General features: G+C 36.7%; 20 protein-coding genes. 9 read left to right on the top strand and 11 right to left on the bottom strand.

The window, feature by feature from the left end:
* Positions 1-64 precede the first annotated feature (64 nt).
* The 7 genes from KI430_RS17090 (at position 65) to KI430_RS17060 (ending at position 4,255) form a co-directional block, all read left to right on the top strand.
* Complete coding sequence (locus KI430_RS17090) at positions 65-631, top strand: Crp/Fnr family transcriptional regulator (RefSeq protein ID WP_248876091.1); 567 nt, start codon at positions 65-67, stop codon at positions 629-631.
* Between the two features lie 95 nt (positions 632-726).
* On the top strand, positions 727-1,497 hold the full coding sequence (locus KI430_RS17085) for a type 1 glutamine amidotransferase domain-containing protein (protein ID WP_248876090.1): 771 nt from the start codon (positions 727-729) through the stop codon (positions 1,495-1,497).
* A gap of 124 nt (positions 1,498-1,621) precedes the next feature.
* Positions 1,622-2,248 (top strand): PH domain-containing protein, encoded by a 627-nt coding sequence (locus KI430_RS17080; RefSeq protein ID WP_248876089.1) that lies wholly within the window; start codon positions 1,622-1,624, stop codon positions 2,246-2,248.
* A 10-nt stretch (positions 2,249-2,258) separates the two neighbouring features.
* Complete coding sequence (locus KI430_RS17075; RefSeq protein ID WP_248876088.1) at positions 2,259-2,606, top strand: hypothetical protein; 348 nt, start codon at positions 2,259-2,261, stop codon at positions 2,604-2,606.
* A 40-nt stretch (positions 2,607-2,646) separates the two neighbouring features.
* Positions 2,647-3,222 carry a Crp/Fnr family transcriptional regulator gene (locus tag KI430_RS17070; RefSeq protein WP_248876087.1) on the top strand — a complete coding sequence of 192 codons (576 nt, stop codon included), beginning with the start codon at positions 2,647-2,649 and terminating at the stop codon, positions 3,220-3,222.
* Between the two features lie 144 nt (positions 3,223-3,366).
* The gene (locus KI430_RS17065; protein WP_248876086.1) at positions 3,367-3,801 is read left to right on the top strand and encodes a DoxX family protein; all 435 of its coding nucleotides are present in this window, start codon (positions 3,367-3,369) and stop codon (positions 3,799-3,801) included.
* A 10-nt stretch (positions 3,802-3,811) separates the two neighbouring features.
* Positions 3,812-4,255, top strand: coding sequence for a carboxymuconolactone decarboxylase family protein (locus tag KI430_RS17060; protein WP_248876085.1), 444 nt, complete (start codon positions 3,812-3,814; stop codon positions 4,253-4,255).
* Positions 4,256-4,393: 138 nt separating this feature from the next.
* Here KI430_RS17060 and KI430_RS17055 read toward each other — a convergent pair whose 3' ends face one another.
* The 11 genes from KI430_RS17055 to KI430_RS17005 all read right to left on the bottom strand — a co-directional run bounded on the left by KI430_RS17055 (position 4,394) and on the right by KI430_RS17005 (position 14,934).
* Complete coding sequence (locus KI430_RS17055) at positions 4,394-5,077, bottom strand: M949_RS01915 family surface polysaccharide biosynthesis protein (RefSeq protein WP_248876084.1); 684 nt, start codon at positions 5,075-5,077, stop codon at positions 4,394-4,396.
* Between the two features lie 237 nt (positions 5,078-5,314).
* Positions 5,315-7,396, bottom strand: a complete 2,082-nt coding sequence (locus tag KI430_RS17050) for a M3 family metallopeptidase (RefSeq protein ID WP_248878370.1) — start codon at positions 7,394-7,396, stop codon at positions 5,315-5,317.
* A gap of 61 nt (positions 7,397-7,457) precedes the next feature.
* On the bottom strand, positions 7,458-8,393 hold the full coding sequence (locus KI430_RS17045; RefSeq protein WP_248876083.1) for a phytanoyl-CoA dioxygenase family protein: 936 nt from the start codon (positions 8,391-8,393) through the stop codon (positions 7,458-7,460).
* A 45-nt stretch (positions 8,394-8,438) separates the two neighbouring features.
* A complete protein-coding gene (locus KI430_RS17040; RefSeq protein WP_248876082.1) occupies positions 8,439-10,292 on the bottom strand; it encodes a monovalent cation:proton antiporter-2 (CPA2) family protein in 1,854 nt (617 codons plus the stop codon).
* On the bottom strand, positions 10,293-10,817 hold the full coding sequence (locus KI430_RS17035) for an NAD(P)H-dependent oxidoreductase (protein ID WP_248876081.1): 525 nt from the start codon (positions 10,815-10,817) through the stop codon (positions 10,293-10,295).
* 251 nt (positions 10,818-11,068) lie between these two features.
* On the bottom strand, positions 11,069-11,863 hold the full coding sequence (locus KI430_RS17030) for a TPM domain-containing protein (RefSeq protein ID WP_248876080.1): 795 nt from the start codon (positions 11,861-11,863) through the stop codon (positions 11,069-11,071).
* Positions 11,844-12,275, bottom strand: a complete 432-nt coding sequence (locus tag KI430_RS17025) for a TPM domain-containing protein (RefSeq protein ID WP_248878369.1) — start codon at positions 12,273-12,275, stop codon at positions 11,844-11,846. Before KI430_RS17025 ends, KI430_RS17030 begins: the two co-directional genes overlap by 20 nt.
* Complete coding sequence (locus KI430_RS17020) at positions 12,272-12,868, bottom strand: LemA family protein (protein WP_248876079.1); 597 nt, start codon at positions 12,866-12,868, stop codon at positions 12,272-12,274. Before KI430_RS17020 ends, KI430_RS17025 begins: the two co-directional genes overlap by 4 nt.
* Positions 12,869-12,929: 61 nt before the next feature.
* A complete protein-coding gene (gene mazG, locus KI430_RS17015) occupies positions 12,930-13,700 on the bottom strand; it encodes a nucleoside triphosphate pyrophosphohydrolase (protein ID WP_248876078.1) in 771 nt (256 codons plus the stop codon).
* A gap of 134 nt (positions 13,701-13,834) precedes the next feature.
* Positions 13,835-14,284, bottom strand: coding sequence for a PH domain-containing protein (locus KI430_RS17010; protein WP_248876077.1), 450 nt, complete (start codon positions 14,282-14,284; stop codon positions 13,835-13,837).
* Positions 14,284-14,934, bottom strand: a complete 651-nt coding sequence (locus KI430_RS17005; protein ID WP_248876076.1) for a protein-L-isoaspartate(D-aspartate) O-methyltransferase — start codon at positions 14,932-14,934, stop codon at positions 14,284-14,286. Before KI430_RS17005 ends, KI430_RS17010 begins: the two co-directional genes overlap by 1 nt.
* Before the next feature lie 190 nt (positions 14,935-15,124).
* On the opposite strand from KI430_RS17005, the gene KI430_RS17000 reads away from it, so the two are divergent.
* Both KI430_RS17000 and KI430_RS16995 read left to right on the top strand, forming a co-directional pair.
* Positions 15,125-16,102: a 3-oxoacyl-ACP synthase III family protein gene (locus tag KI430_RS17000; protein WP_248876075.1), complete on the top strand. Its 978-nt coding sequence runs from the start codon at positions 15,125-15,127 to the stop codon at positions 16,100-16,102.
* Between the two features lie 90 nt (positions 16,103-16,192).
* Positions 16,193-17,017, top strand: a complete 825-nt coding sequence (locus KI430_RS16995; RefSeq protein WP_248876074.1) for an SDR family oxidoreductase — start codon at positions 16,193-16,195, stop codon at positions 17,015-17,017.
* Positions 17,018-17,212 lie beyond the last annotated feature (195 nt).

Here is a 17,212-nt window from a genome sequence, read left to right as displayed (position 1 = left end):
TCGAAATGAATGGATTTTTTATAAACCTGTTTTTAATTCTTATATTCGAAAAAGAAATTAAAAAATGAGCGACAAATTAAGACAACATATCGAAGAAATCACACCGATTACGGATAGAGAATTCGCTTATTTGCTGTCTCATTTTTCTGTCAAAAAACTTAAAAAACATCAGTTTCTGATTCAGCAAGGCGACCTTGTCAGAAACGACCATTTTGTAGTTTCAGGTTTATTGAAAGCTTATCATACCAATCCTGATGATGGCAAAGAACACATTCTTCAGTTTGCTTGGGAAAACTGGTGGATCACAGATTTCCAGGCTTATTTCAATCAAACTAATTCAACCTTGAACATCGATTGTATAGAAGATGTCGAAGTACTTTCTATTTCGTTGGAAAACCGTGAAAAAATCTGTGCTGAGCTTCATAAGATTGAACATTTTTTCAGAAAAAAATCAAACTTCGGTTACATTGCACTTCAGCAAAGAATCCTTTCACTTTTAACTCATAGCGCAAAAGAACGTTATGAGCAGATGCTTAGCAACTACCCTTCTCTTTTTCAACGCGTTCCCAAATCTCTTATTGCTTCTTACCTTGGTGTTTCCAGAGAGACACTCAGCAGATTGTCAAAATAAATGTGACATACATCACAGAAAAACCTTGATTTACATCCTTTCTTTCGGTCTCGATTTTATAGAATTTTGCAGTATCAAATTTTAAAATTGTGATAATGAAAACCAAAGTTTTAATCTTTTCTGTTCTATTTGCATTCATTTCGATGTTGAATATTGCAAGTGCACAGAACAAAAAATCTAACAAAGTTATGAGCAAAAAAATCTTATTCGTGGTGACAAGTCACGACAAAAAAGGCAATACAAACGAACCAACAGGATATTACCTTGGCGAAGTTTCCCATCCTTGGGAAGTTCTTCATTCTGCTGGTTATGACATCGATTTTGTAAGTCCAAAGGGTGGAAAAGCACCAGTTGACGGGCTTAATCTGGAAGATGCTGTCAATAAACAATTCTGGGAGAACAAAGAATACCGTACAAAAATCGAAAACACAATGAAGCCTTCCGACATTGATCCGTCAAAATATGCTGCAATCTTCTACGCCGGCGGACACGGAACAATGTGGGATTTTCCGGACAATACAGAATTACAGAATATTGCAAGAAAAATTTATGAAAACAATGGCATCGTAAGTGCTGTTTGCCACGGACCTTCTGCTCTTGTAAACCTCAAATTATCAAATGGAAAATATCTGATTGAAGGTAAAAAAGTGAATGCTTTCACCAATGAGGAAGAAACCGCTGTGAAGCTGGAAAATGTAGTTCCTTTCTTATTGGAAAATCAATTGAAAGAACGCGGAGCAATCTTTGATAAATCCGGGCTTTGGCAGAATCACGTAGTTGCAGACGGAAGATTAATCACCGGACAAAATCCGCAATCTGCAAAAAGTGTTGGTGAAGAAATTCTAAAGCAATTGAAACAGAAATAAATTTTTACAATCAAAATTTTAAAAGCAAGGCCAATTGAGGTTTTGCTTTTTTTGTTTTCATTACATTAACAAGTCCTATTCTCATTTTGTTTTCGTAATTTCACATTAGACAAATTTTAAAACAATGATCAACGATATAAAAAAATTCCTGAACGAAGACCAAGACCCAAAAGCAGTAGAGAAAATTAGTGAAAAAGTCAACGATTTATTAACCAATGGAGAAACTGTAGAATATATCGCAGTACAAAACAAACCTGCCATCAACATCTCTCCGGATTCTATTGTTCTTACGAATAAAAGAATCCTGTTTTTCCGCTCAAAATCATTTGGATTGGTGACGGATTTCAACGATTATCTTTGGAAAGATGTTGCGGAAAGTCATATCAGTGAGGCTATTTTAGGTTCTACTTTCACGATGACTGCAATCACAGGATTCATTGAAACAATAGATTATATTCCTAAATCTCAGGCCAGAAAACTCTATCAATATGCTCAAGGTAAAGAAGAGCAAATGATAGAATACCGAAGAGAAAAAGAACTTGAAGAAAGAAGAGCTGCATCAGGAGGAATTGTTGTCAATACGCAAAACGAAAACCAGGAAAAACCTGCAGAACCACAAGAAACTAAATCGGAGACACCAGCTGAAGATCCAATGGAAACGCTACTGAAACTAAAGGCATTTCTGGACAATGACTTGATATCTCTCGAAGATTACGAAACCAAAAAGAAAGAGATATTGAACAGAATGTAATAAGCTTAGAATGAAACTACTAAAAGTTTTCGCAATAAGATTCTTAATTGTCATCGTTCCACTTCTACTACTTTTTCTTTATTCTCAAATTGCTTTCAAAGCCAATCGGGAGAAAGAGCATCCGACAGACGTGGGATTGGGAATTGTGATTTTATTGGCCTTCATTCTTATATTTATGTTCATTGGTTTTACTATAGATTTGATTTTCAGACTTACAAAAAAGGAGTACAAAATAGCGCTTTTAAATATTCCTTTTCTGATTCCGTTTGCCGTTTTCATCATCTATATTAGTTGTCTGATGACTAGCCGGGAATGCTTCTGCGGTTGGTTGATAGATACCATAAATTGGATGAGATAGTTTTTGATTGAATTAAAAAGATTTAAATTAATAATAAAATATGTCCCAAATCTTCAAAGCCCATCTCGATAAATTCATCACAATTACTGATGAGGATTTTGCTTTGATATTGGATTATTTTGAGGTTAAAAACTTTAGAAAGAAAGAAATTCTTCTAGAAGAAGGACAGGTTTGTCGGCAGAATTATTTTGTTTTGAAAGGTCTTCTCAGAAAGTTTTTCATCAACGAAAAAGGTATTGAACAAACCACAGATTTTGCTTTGGAAACCTGGTGGATGACCGATAATTTCTCGTTCGAGCGCAAAGCACCTGCAGACTTCAGTATTCAGACGGTGGAAAAATCGGAAGTTTTGACTATCAGTAGCGATTCTCAGGAGAAACTTCTCAATGATTTTCCAATCATGGAAAAGTATTTCAGGATTGTTTATCAAAGAGCTTTTGCCGCCAATCAACGGCGAGTCAAATATATTTTCACCTATTCCAAAGAAGACTTCTACTTCTCATTACTCAAACAATATCCTGAGTTTGTTCAGCGTGTTCCGCAATATCTCATCGCTTCTTTTCTCGGTTTCACACCGGAATATCTGAGCGAAATTCGAAAAAAGACTATTTCGTAAAACTTATTTCTCGCAGACCAAGCAAATTTTGCATATTAATAAAATCCTCAGCATCTGTAAAATTCGCAAGAAAAGTATTTCTTAAACCAGTTTAAGATTTTCACGTTTTCGATTTCCCAACTTTGTACCATCAAAACGAAGGGAATGGAAACAACTATCAACAATCAGTTTCAACAATTATTTTTACGACTCGCTTTAGCTATCACACTTTTATCAGCTGTTGCGGACAGATTCGGGTTTTGGGGAAAAAATTCGGCTTGGGGCAACTGGGAGAACTTTGAGAATTACACCAAACAAATTACTTCTTTTCTGCCAGAATCTATGAGCATTTTCGGAGCTTATGCTGCAACATTTTTAGAAACAGTCTTCGCTCTACTTTTAATTCTTGGTTATAAAACCAAATGGACAGCCATTGGAACAGGCTTTCTTTTATTGATGTTCGCCTTGTCTATGAGCATCACTTTAGGTATCAAAGCACCACTCGATTATTCGGTTTGGATAGGCAGTACTGCAGCATTTTTATTATCTAGTCAAAATCAATTTCATTTCAGTATCGATAACAAAATCAATAATAAATAAAATCAAAACAATGGAAAAACGCATCAACATCAGCAAAACAGATTCTCAGGCTTACAAAGCAATGTTAGGATTGGAAGGTTATCTGGCACAATCAGAAATCTCAAAAACGATTAAAGAACTTATCAAGATCAGAGCTTCGCAAATCAATGGCTGTGCTTACTGTCTGGATATGCATACTAAAGACGCTATCAAATATGGTGAAACAGCTGAAAGAATTTTCCTGGTAAGCGCCTGGCACGAAGCGGAAAAATTCTTCACAGAAGAAGAGAAAGTTGCTCTTAAAATGACAGAAGAAATCACACTAATCAGCCAGAATGGCCTTAGCGAGGAAACTTATCAAAAAGCAAAAGCTGTCTTTTCTGAAAAGCAAATTGCAGAGGTAATTATGGCGATTGTAACCATCAATTCCTGGAACAGAATCGCTTTGAGTACAAGATTAGAAATAGGAGAATAATAAGTTACTCAGAGCTAATTTCTAAAAATGCACGTGTCTTTTTGGGCACCTCTGCAAACGCCCTAACCATCGGACTTGCAGAAGGGCATTTTTTGGTTCAAAATCAAATAAAAATCCTGATCAGTTTTGGTTAGGATTTCAGTTTTTGTAAACATTTTCTTTCCACAATTGGATGGCGTAATCTTTGAAAACACTAGGTGCAGAGTCGAAAGCTTTGTCCAATTTATATTCTCCACCTATGTATTCATTAGCGCCAAACTGAATTTTGTTTTCACCTCGCATTGCATATTTTTTGTTGCCTTCGTACATTATTAATTTTAGATTGACAGGACTTACATCGCCGTGACAACCGACTTTGTACATTATCCAAACCTCAGCGATTCCGTTTTTGTCTAAATCTGTAATGATTGGAAATTGAGGATAAAATTCGGCTTCGATATCAACTGGACAATCGGCCACAAAATCGTACATTTTCCAAATCTGCAAATTATTTTTATCTAAACTGAAATGGTAAGCAAACAATTCGAAGTCTGCGCTGTCATCAAATTCGTGTTTGAATTTTTCGTTCCTGTGATAACCTGACTCTGAAAGAATCACCAGATTCTCTCCAACTTCATCTTTCCATTGAACTGCTTTTTTCAAATTTCCATTATAAAGAATTGATTTTGGAATCTGCGCTGAATCGACTTCAACTGCAATTATAGAATCTTTCTTATCAATGTCTTTAGTTTCGATTTCATTAGTTTGATTTTGTTCTTTGGGATTACAACTAATGATAAAAATTAATATTAAAAGGCAAAAAGGAAGTAATAGTTTTCTCACAAAATGATGAATTTGAAACGAAGTTAATTAAAAAAATCTTCAATTGATGTTGGAATGTTGATTTCGGATACGTCTTTGCGGCCGTGATGGTAAGGGCGCGAGCGCAGCGAGCGGTCTAGCAAGATTTTTGCAAAAATCTTGCTAGACGGAACCCCTGGACAGCGCGAATTGTCCGCCCAAACCATCACAAAAAAACGCTTCCGAATTGGAAACGTTTTATATCTGATTGTAGAATCTTTATTTGATAAAACCTCTACTTCTCAACAAAGGTTTGATATCCGCTTTATGACCTGTAAATTCTTCAAAAGCTTTGTTCAAATCTACACTGTTGCCGACGGAAAGAATATATTTTCTGAATCTGTCACCGTTCTCTCTCTTGATTCTGCCATTGGCTTTTATCCATTCCCAAGCATCAGAATCCAAAGTCTCTGACCAAAGGTAAGCGTAATAACCTGCTGAATATCCGCCGCCCCAAATGTGTGCAAAGTAAGGCGTATGGTATCTTGGCGGAACTTGTGGAACTAATAATCCATATTTAGACAACGCTTGTTTTTCAAAATCCAAAACCGGAATCAACTGGCTGTCGGAAGTCACAGTGTGCCAATTCATATCCAATGTCGCAGCAGCCACTAACTCAGTCGTTGCATAACCCTGATTGAAGTTAGATGCTTTTTTAATCTTATCAATCAAAGTCTGTGGCATCGGCTGTTTGGTCTGATAATGCAAAGCATAATTTTTCAAAATCTCCGGCTCCAAAGCAAAATGCTCATTGATTTGAGATGGGAATTCCACGAAATCTCTTGGCGTATTCGCTCCAGAAATGGATGCATATTTTTGGTCCGCAAATAAACCATGCAACGTATGACCAAACTCGTGGAACATAGTTTCTACATCGTCATAAGAAATCAAAGAAGGCTTTCCCGGCGCTGGTTTTTGATAATTGAAAACATTTACAATCACTGGTTTCTGACCTAAAAGATGAGATTGAGGAACGAAATTGTTCATCCAAGCGCCACCACTTTTGTTGCTTCTTGTATAGAAATCCAAATAATAAAGCGCCAAAGATTTCCCGTCTCTGTCGAAAACTTCGTAAGCCACCACATCCGGATGATAAACCGGAAGGTCTTTTCTTTCTTTGAAAGTGATGCCGTAGAATTGTTCAGCTGCATAGAAAACACCTTTTTCCAAAACCGTTGTTACTTCGAAGTAAGGTTTGATCTCGTTTTCATCAAGGTCATATTTGGCTTTTCTAACTTGCTCAGAATAGAAATTCCAGTCCCAAGGTTCAACTTTGAAACCGCCTTTCTGCGCATCAATCACTTCCTGAATTTCTTTAGCTTCACGATTAGCCGTTTCCACAGCAGGTTTTGCCAATTGTGTCAACAATCCCATTGCCGCTTCCGGCGTTTTTGCCATTTGGTCTTGCAAACTCCATTCAGCGAAGTTCTTCTTCCCGAAAAGTTGAGCTTTCTGTAATCTTAACTTTGCTAATTTCTCAACCGTTTCTCTTGTATCATTTTCGTCGCCTTTTTCAGCTCTTGTCCAGGATGCTTTGAAGAGTTTTTCTCTTGTAGCTCTGTTTTTCAGATTCTGCAAAAGTGGTTGTTGCGTTGTATTTTGTAAAGCCAGAAGGTATTTTCCTTTTTGTCCGGCTTGTTCCGCATCGGTTGCCGCAGCCGCGATTTCGTCAGCAGAAAGTCCGTCTAATTCTTTGACATCAGAAATCAAAACAGCTCCTTTTTTTCTAGCTTCCAACAATTTGTTACTGAATTGAGTGGCTAAAGTTGCCAATTGTTGATTGATTTCCTTTAGCTTTTCTTTATTTTCAGCAGAAAGATTTGCGCCTGCAATTTCGAAATTAGTCAAATAAAACTCTGTCAACCTTTTGCTTTCTGCATCCAGTTTATCCGTTTTAACGGCTTTTAATCTTTTGTAAAGTTTCTCATTCAAATTAATTTTATCCGAATGGGAAGCGAAAATCGGCGCATATTCCTCTTCTAATTTTTGAAGCTGGTCATTGGTGTTGGAACTTGTCAAATTATAAAAAAGAATTGTCGCCCGGCCAAGCGTTTCGCCACTGTTTTCCAAAGCCAGAACCGTATTCTCAAAAGTTGGAACCGCTTTGTTATTAACGATTTTATCGATGTTTGCCAATTGCTCTTTCAAACCCTGTTCGAAAGCTGGCTTGAAGTGTTCATCTTTTATTTTATCGAATTCCGGAGCTTGGTACTGCAACGGACTTTTTTTAAGAAAAGGATTGTTGTTCATAGATTTTTGTGTGGTTGCAGAAGCTTTTTTCTGCTGAGCATTTATCGTCATATTTCCCGCATTGAGTGCTAAAAAAGTGATTAATAAAGTCGTTCTTATTTTCTTCATATAATTAATTTTCGAAAAGTGCAGGTCTTTGTGTAATCTCGTGGTAGCACACCGAGTTTTCATCAAAAAAATGAAAAACCATACTTTTTCTTGTTTTATCTTTATTGGTATGTGGTTCTCCGCCGTGCAGAATATTAGCGTGCCAAATCAGCATATCCCCTTTTTTACAATCAAAAACTTCTTTTTGTAAATTGAGTTCTTTAACTTTTTCTTCCAGCATTACTTCATAACCTTTGTAGCCTTTTTTTCCAAGCATAAAAAAGTTTCCTTCATTATCATAATCAGAATTCATGTAATAAGGTAGCTTGTGACTACCAGGATAATAATGAAGCGCACCCTGATCTGCACTCACATCTTCTAAAGCCACCCAAACACCAATCAGTCCACCTAAAGGGAAAGTGGTCATATGAATGCTGTCGGAATGTGTTTTCTGCTGACTGCCGTTAATGAAATTGATACTCTGGAACAACTTTGTTTTTCCGTCCAACAATACATCCAACAACTCTAATAACGATTTTTCCAAACCGATATCCTTAATAATCTTTGATTTATGTAATGCGAACATCAGTTTGTTACCATATTTGAACTCAATTTGCTTGTTATCTAACAAAGACTGAATCTCTGCATTAACTTGATCCGCCTGTTCTTTTGTAATAAAATTTCTGATAACACTATAACCTTTATCAAAAAAATGAATCAGACTTTGCTGATTTTCCGGGGTTTGATTTTTATAAAAAGTGGTTTCTGGTATAGCCTGCGGATTTTCTTTACGAATGAACTGATCTTCAATACCTTTAAAATCTTTGCTGGAAATGGGTGCAAAATAGGCTTTATTGATTTTATATTTCTTGTAAAGCGGAATATTATGTTCTAATTTTTTTTTATTGAAAACATTAAAAAAAGCGTAACTTAATTTGCTGTTTTTGATGAGTGAAATCATTGGTTCTTTTTTTATCAAATTTAATAATAAATTTAATAAGAGGACTTATTTATCGTCATCATCTTCATCACCGCTCCAATGATTTTCTTCAAAAGAAATACTATCCAGAGCCAGCAATTCGGCTTCACGTTCAAGGGATTCGCGAAGGGTGAAGGTAATCATATCCTTGTCTTTTTCTTTTGCCAAACGTTTGGTCATAGCTTTGTCAATTAACATAAAACGTTTGCCCATTCTTCTGGCGGTATATTTTCGCATCCCATTTTCCTGGAGGATATCGACTGCCATATCAACCGCTGTTCCCAAAGTTTCACGATAGATATGATTGACATTTTTATTGAGGAAATCATAAGCGTCCAAACGGTTTTTAGCTCTTACAAAAATTTTGACATCAGGATAATTTTCTTTGACATAATCTACCAGAAATTTATTCTTCTCCGGGTCATCCAGACAAAGCACAAGAAGCTCAGCTTCCTCGATTCCTGCCGAACGCAACAAAGCTGGTTTTGTAGCATCGCCGTAATAAACATTAAAGCCATTTGATCTTAATAGCGCCACCCTATCCGGGTCATTGTCCAAAACCGTAGAGCGAATTCCGTTGGCTTTCAAAAGTCGACCAACTGTACTTCCGAAAAATCCGAATCCAACAATGATAACTTTACGTTGTTTGATAATTCCAAGTTCTATATTTTCTTCATTTTTTTGTTTGATGAATCTCTTATCGAGAACTTTTTCTTTGAATATCAAAAGTAATGGCGAAATACACATCGTAATTGCAACAATCGCCATTAATTCTGAGTTAGCCTGATAATCAATCAAATATAAACTCGCGGCAAAATTGACCAAAACGAATGCAAATTCTCCAACCTGAGACAATGCAAAAGCCAGGAAAAAACTCTGCTCATTATTCATCTTGTAATATTTCCCGATTCCAAAAAGAACGACCGCTTTAACTGCCAAAACGATAAACGCAGCAGAAAATATAAAGAAAGGCTTGGAAACAATAATATCAAAGTTTATCGTTGCGCCAACACTTACGAAAAACACAGCCAGTAACAATCCTTTGAATGGGTCGATGGCACTTTCCAATTCGTGTCGGAATTCACTGTTAGCTAACATTACACCAGCGATAAATGCACCAAGCGCAGGACTTAAATCAACCGAAATCATCAACTCAGAAACACCTATTACTAAGAATAATGAAGCTGCGGTCAATAACTCATTCAATCCTGACCTTGATACAAATCTTAGAAACGGCGTGAAAATATATCGCCCTAATAATATCAAAGCTAAAACGGCGAAAATCACGGTAAAAGGTTGCAACCATTCTGGTAAATATTGTAGTAATATTTTTTCGTGGTCAGCCTGTTCTAATGCTCTTTTGGACTTTGATAAAAATGGTAATAGTGCCAAAATCGGAATGACGGCAATATCCTGAAATAATAAAATGGAAAAAGAAGATTCCCCACTGACGGTTCGGAAAAGGTTTTTTTCTTTCAAAGTCTGCAACACAATTGCTGTGGACGACATTGCAAAACAGAGTGAAATAATAAATGATGTTTTCAATCCAAATCCTGCAATGTAAAATACCATAAAAATCCCTACAATACTCAGTAACATTTGACTCAAACCAAGTCCGAGAATCCGTTTTCTGATTTGCCAAAGTTTTTGAGGCTCCAGCTCCAAACCGACTAAGAACAACAGCATAATCACGCCTAATTCCGATGCGTGCATAATATCTTCCGCATCTCGACCTGTCAATTGTAAACAAAACGGGCCAATCAAAATCCCGCCAAGAATATATCCAATGACGGAACTCAATCCAAGTTTCTTTCCTAACGGAACCATAATAATGGCCGCACCAAGAAAAATCAGAATTGTCATCGCAATGGAACCTTGCATCTATTTTATTTTGAGGGTTTGAGATAATTCATCAGAAAGAACATCCAATTGCTCGTGATTCAGATTATCTGCGTTATAAATAATGTGTATTTTTTTGAGGTCGATATTGTTCACTTTCAAGGAAACTTTCAGACCTGAAAGTAATTCTTCTACTTCCGTTTCGTATTTGCCTTCTTTAGTATAATTAGCTTCTCGTCCGCCAACGCTTGTGATAATCAGTGCATCTTTTCCTGACAAGATATTGATTCCGTTTTCCGAAACCCAACGCATATCAAAAACCTCATCTATCCACAACTTTAGCAAGGGCGGAAGTCCAAACCAAATGATTGGAAAATGGAAAATAATGCGCTCATATTCTACAATTCTCTTTCGTTCTCGAAAAGGCTGAATATGAAAATCGGGATAATCCTCATACAAATCCCGAAACGTGACATTGTCCAAATCATCATAACATTCTAACAACCTAACATTTGTGGTAGAATGTTCGAAGTAAGGATGTGCAAATAGAACCAATGTTTTTTTCAAAGAAATCTCGATTTTCGTAAATATAGTGATTTTTTGGCTTTATATCAAGAATTGTACTGTTACGAAATTGAAAATTGTTTTGTTTGTAAGAAGTAATTTGAGGACATTTGAACTTTAGTCAGAATAAACTAATCGAAAACCAATTCATTACATCATAAAAATCTTGATGAAAATTTTGATAATGAAGTAGTAAATACTAAAAAAAAGAAACCCAGACAAAAATCTGGGTTTTATTATATTCGTTTGTTAATCTACCATCCGCCAGAAGCACCGCCTCCGCCGAAACTGCCGCCTCCACCGAAGCCTCCAAATCCTCCGCCGCTACTGCTTCCGCCACCAAATCCTCCACCACCAAAACTACCTGGAAACGGAAAAAATCCTCCTCTGTATCTTCGTCTTCCTTTTCTGGAAAGTGTATAATCATCATCGTCATAATTACCCCCATTATTGCCGTTTATTATACTTATCAAAATAATAATGATGATAATGATCAGAATAATAGCTCCAATGCTGATTCCACCTTCTTGCTCTTGTTTTTTGACAATCGGTTTGAATTTCCCCTGAACCGCTTCCATAATCGCAGAAGTTCCACGGTCAATTCCATTATAAAACTCCCCGTTTTTGAAAGCTGGTGTCACAAGATAATCAAGAATCTGTCCCGCAACCGAAGCCGTTAAATATTGTTCTACCGCACGGCCTTGCTGAATAGACATTGTCCGGTCTTCTGTTGCAATCAGGAAAACCACACCATTATCAACACCTTTTTGTCCGATTCCCCATTTTTCACCGTACATTGTTGCGAGATAATTCACATCTTCGCCGCTTGTAGTGGGAAGAATAATGACCTCGATTTCTGTAGATGTAGAATCGGAGAATTTAATTAATTTTTGATTCAGTGATGCTTTTTCAGATTCTGTCAACAATCCGGCTTTATCATAAACCGGATAAAGAACGGCAGGTTTTTCCGGCACCAACTGAGCTTTGGAAAATAACCCAAAAACTAAGAATAATGCGAAGATATATCGTTTAAGAGAAGCTGATATCATTGGGTAATTCATTAATATTTTCCCCAGAGATTGGGAAATATTTTTTCAGTTCGAGTCCGGTTTTCAGAATGGCTTCTTTCAGACCTTTATAATAATTTCCTTTAGCAAATTCAGACGTCATCTCGTCATGAACGGTATCCCAAAAAGATTGCTGCACTTTTTTATGAATCCCTTCATCACCAATAATGGTGAGATAATGCTGTTCAAAATTCACATAAAACAAAACACCATTTCTTTCTTTAGTCTGATGCATTTCTAACGAACGAAATATCTCGAAAGCTTTCTTAGCAAAATCACTTTCACTCGTAGAATCGATATGCACACGAATCTCACCTGAGGAATGGTCTTCAGCTATTTTGATGGCCTCCACAAGGGAAGCCATCTCTGTATTGGTAAGAAAATCTGTCATTATTCTGTAAATGCAGGAGGTGCTTTTTCTGCACCAGCTTCAGCTTTGAAATATGGTTTTTCTTTGAAGTTGGAGAAGCTGGCAATCACGTTATTTGGAAACGTTTTGATACTCGTGTTGTACACTCTCGCCGCATCGTTATAGTACCCAGTCTCTGAACGAATGCTATTTTCAATTGCTGTATACTCTCTTTGGAAGTTGATGTATTGCTGGTCAGCTTTTAAGTTTGGATAACTTTCTACAACAGCCAATAATCTGCTCAGTGAGCCGTTCAATTCGCCTTGTGCTGCTTGGAATTTTGCCATATCAGCTTCGGTCATATTAGTGGGGTCTATGTTTACAGAAGTTGCTTTTGACCTTGCTTCTACTACTTTTGTTAAAGTCTCAGATTCAAATTTAGCATAAGATTTTACTGTTCTTTCCAAATTTGGAATCAAGTTCGCTCTTTTCTGATAAACGGTTTCCACGTTTGACCATTTGGCATTCACAGTCTGTTCCTGACCTACAAATCCATTTCTAATTCCAACTGCCCAAAATCCTACAATTGCGATTAATGCTACAATAACGATTAATACAATACAACCTTTGCCTTTCATAGTTTGATGTGTTTAAATTTTTAATTAAACCAAATATACAAATTAAATATATCCAAGATATTTATTTTTCAGAAAGCTTGGATTCTTCCCAAAGCTGGTCTATTTCCATTAGATTCAGGTCAGCAAGATTAACGTTCCTGGACAAAGCCAACTCCTCCATTTTCTGAAATCTCGAAATGAATTTAGAATTCGTTTTTTCCAAAGCAGTATCGGCATTCAGTCCGGAGATTCTCGCGTAATTGATCAACGAGAAAAACACATCACCCAACTCCAATTCTTTTTTATCCTTTTCGGTTTCCTGATGAAACTCCTGCAATTCTTCCCGGACTTTTGCCCAGGCATCTTCCGCAGAATCAAATTCAAAACCGATTCCTTTCACTTTATCCTGGATTCTATAAGCTTTGATAATCGGCGGCAAACCTTTCGGAACACCTGATAAAATTGACTTATTCCCCTCTTTCAACTTCAGTTTTTCCCAGTTTTGTTTTACTGTTTCTTCATCGTCTGCAACTGTATCACCGTAAATATGCGGATGACGGAAAATCAATTTTTCATTTAGAGAATTAATCACATCAGCGATATCGAAACTCTCCTTTTCAGAACCAATTTTCGCATAAAAAACCAAATGTAACAAAACATCGCCCAACTCCTTTTTGATCTCCTGCAAATCCTCATTCAGAAGCGCATCAGACAGTTCGTAGGTCTCTTCTAGAGTCAGATGGCGCAACGTTTCAAATGTTTGTTTCTGATCCCAAGGACATTTTTCCCGCAAATCATCCATTATATCGAGGAGCCTTCCAAAAGCCTCCATTTTTTCTTCTCTTGTATTCATTTTTTTTAAATTTTTTGGGCAGCTATTTCCGCCTTCCACTCCCAATCTTTTTTGCAGAAATTTTCAAGTTCAATAGAACATGAAAACAAGCAAAAAAGGATTTCCGTTCAAGTCGGGCTGCAGCTTTGCCAAATTCAACCTTTATCTTTCCTTACATCCTCTATCACAATATGACTATTGATTCCCAGTAATTTTTTTAGAAATTCATCCTGGTTTTTCGGTGTGATGTAAAGGTCGTTTTTGTATTTCGAAAAGATAATCAAACCACCAACCGAAGTTCCACATTTAACGAATCCGCTCCACATTGTTTCCCCGATTCGGATTTTCGTTATTTTAAAAATACTCACTCTGAAAATATCGAAAATGACATTTACAACCAATTCTTCACCGTCAATCCTAATTTTAATAAAGAAAAAACTAATTAGTAAAACCGAATTAATGCTTAACAAAATTAATAACAACACTAGCCACCCTGAAAATGGCGTATCAAAATAAGATGCAATAACAATCCAAACAAAAAGCAGGCTGATTCCTAAAAATAAAGAACCATAAACCCAATCCCTTTTGCTTGTATAAACTTTCATTAGTGTGATTTATTCTGAAGCATCGGTACAAATTTATAAACCCCGAATTCTTCTTTTTCAAACTGAGTATCAGAAATTTTCGTAAACCTGTAAAGAATCTGTTCGTCCGTTTTCCCTAATGGAATCACCATTTTACCACCAACTTTAAGTTGTTTTAATAATTCGGTTGGCAAAATTTCTGCACCACACGTCACCAATACTTTATCAAAAGGTGCAAACGTTGGCAAGCCTGCAAATCCATCACCGAAACTTTGAAACTTTGGTCTCAAATTCAATTCTCTGAGAATCTTGGTAGAAAAGTTGTACAAATCTTTTTGGCGTTCAACTGTGTAAACCAAAGCTTTCATTTGGATCAGAACAGCTGTCTGATACCCGCAGCCTGTACCAATTTCCAATACTTTTTCACCTTCATTCACTTCCAGTAATTCGGTTTGTTCAGCAACAGTTGACGGATGAGAAATGGTTTGTTTCGCAGCAATTGGAAACGCTCGGTCTTCATAAGCATAATCTTCAAAAACACTCTCGATAAAAAGATGTCTTGGCACTTCATTCATCGCATTCAAAACAAAACTATCACTAATCCCGATTTTCTGATGAAGATAATCGATTAATTGTTTCCTTTTGCCTTTGTGAACGTAAGTATCTCTCATTATTAGTTTTAGTTCTTTAATAATTCTTCTGCAATTTCCGAAGTAAAATTTGAAATTCCAAACAGGAATCATAAAATTAAAATATTATCAAAAATTTAATCCATATCTAAAATAAAGTTTATAGCTTTGATTGTTTTTTTATTAAAAACTTAAATATATTTTAAATTAATTGAATGATAGAATGAGTGTTATGCAGAAATTAAGAGCTTACATCAAAGGAACTGGTTCGTATGTTCCGCCAAAAATTTTAAAGAATGATTTTTTCGAAAAAGTAGGCTCGTCCGACGAATGGATTTTTAAAAACCTGGGAATCAGAGAACGCCGAATTGCCGAAGGTGAGGTGACCAGCGATTTGGCCTACAAAGCCGGATTGCGAGCTTTAGAAAACACAGACGTTACTCCAAAAGACATCGACCTAATAATTGTCGCAACCTCGACTCCGGACAGACAAGCGCCATCAACAGCATGTTTCGTTCAGGAAAAAATGGAAGCACCACAAGCGGTTGCTTTCGATATTTCTGCGGTTTGTTCAGGTGGACTTTACGGCATTGCGATCGGTTGCCAGTTTATCGAAACTGGAATGTATAAAAATGTATTAGTCATCGGCGCTGATACTTTTTCGACGATTACGGATTGGGAAAGAAAAGATTCTGTTTTCTTTGGAGACGGTGCTGGTGCTATCTTATTATCCGCTACGACCGAAGATAAAGGATTTTTTGACTTCAAACTACACGCAGATGGAACCGGAAAATATCATTTTAATATCCCGGCTGGTGGTTCAGAAATTCCGGCTTCGGAAGAAACGTTGAAACAGGGTCTTCACTATTTCCAAATGAACGGAAAAGAGGTCTTCGAAACAGCAACCAGAGTTTTACCCGAAACAATCAATGAAATTTTAGAAGCCAACCAACTGACTTCTGACAATGTAGATTGGGTAATTCCACACCAACCAAGTATCCGAATCTTACAGGAAACAGCGGGAAAAACCAATATCCCATTCGAAAAAGTAATGACGAATATGGACAAATACGCCAACACTTCCGGTGGAACCATTCCGATTGTGCTTGATGAAACCTTCAAAAGCGGTCGTGTACAATCCGGAAATCTTTTATTGTTTGCCGCGGTTGGTTCCGGCTGGACTTGGGGAACTGCACTTTATAAAGCGTAAAATAGGTTGTTGGTTCTTGGTTGATAGTTGTTGGATTATATTTCTTACAATCAACTAAAAACTATCAACCATCAACTAAAAAAAGAAATTATGTTAGATAATCAAACTTTTCTAATTACCGGAATTGCGGATGAAAATTCTCTTGCAATGAAAACCGCCGAAAAAATTCTTGCGAACAACGGCAAAGTTGTTTGTACTGGCTTAGGCGTAACGCCATTTCACAAAAATCTTTCCGAAAAAGCTGAATCTTTTCTCAATAAAAATTATGAAGACTTCGAAAATGCTTGTAAAAAAATGCTGGGAAATGATGTTTACACAGCTCCACTCGATGTGACTTTACCAGAAAGTTTAAGTCATTTTGCTGATGATTTGAAAACAAGAAATATCGAACTGAACGGTTTTCTTCACGCTATCGCAATGGACAAAACCATTAGAAATAAGTCTGTAAAACCAATGCTGGAAGTGACTGCAGAGGAATTCAATGATACGATGAATGTGTCAGCATTTTCGTTGGTGACGCTTTGTCATTCGTTATTGTCCAATGGCGTTTTGCAAAACGGTGCTTCTATCGTTTCTTTAAGTTATATTGCTGCGGAGAAAGTTTCGTTTTTCCCTTACATTAATATGAGTATCGCAAAAGCGGCACTCGAAAGATTGACGATAGAAATGGCTTACGAATTGGGAAAAAAATACGGAATCCGTGCCAATGCTATTCGATTCTCGCCTTATATGGGAAGCAAAGCAGGAAATGCAACTTTGAAAGTAGAAGATGTAGAAAGAGCGAATAGAATCAGTCCATTGGGAAATGCTTTGCCAGAAGATTTGGCGCACGAGATTGTTCATCTTTTCCGAAAAGAAACCAGAATTACCGGAGAAATCCGTCACGTTGATGGAGGTTTTCATATTATGGGATGATTTGGGTTGATGAATTGGAGAGTTTGAGAATATGAGAGCTTTCGGAAACCTGAGAATGAGTCTCGAAGCCTGGAATAGAACATCTCGCAAATTATGCTGATTCGGTAGAATATTTTTTTTAAAATCGGCACTATTTGCAAAATCTGCTAAAAACTTAAATAAGATTCAAGTTGCAAGTCTTTGTGGCTTGAATTT

Source organism: Epilithonimonas zeae (assembly GCF_023278365.1).
GTDB classification, from domain to species: Bacteria; Bacteroidota; Bacteroidia; order Flavobacteriales; family Weeksellaceae; genus Epilithonimonas; species Epilithonimonas zeae_A.
Note: the sequence above shows the minus strand (reverse complement) of the source record. Positions and strands in the feature narration are given on the sequence as shown.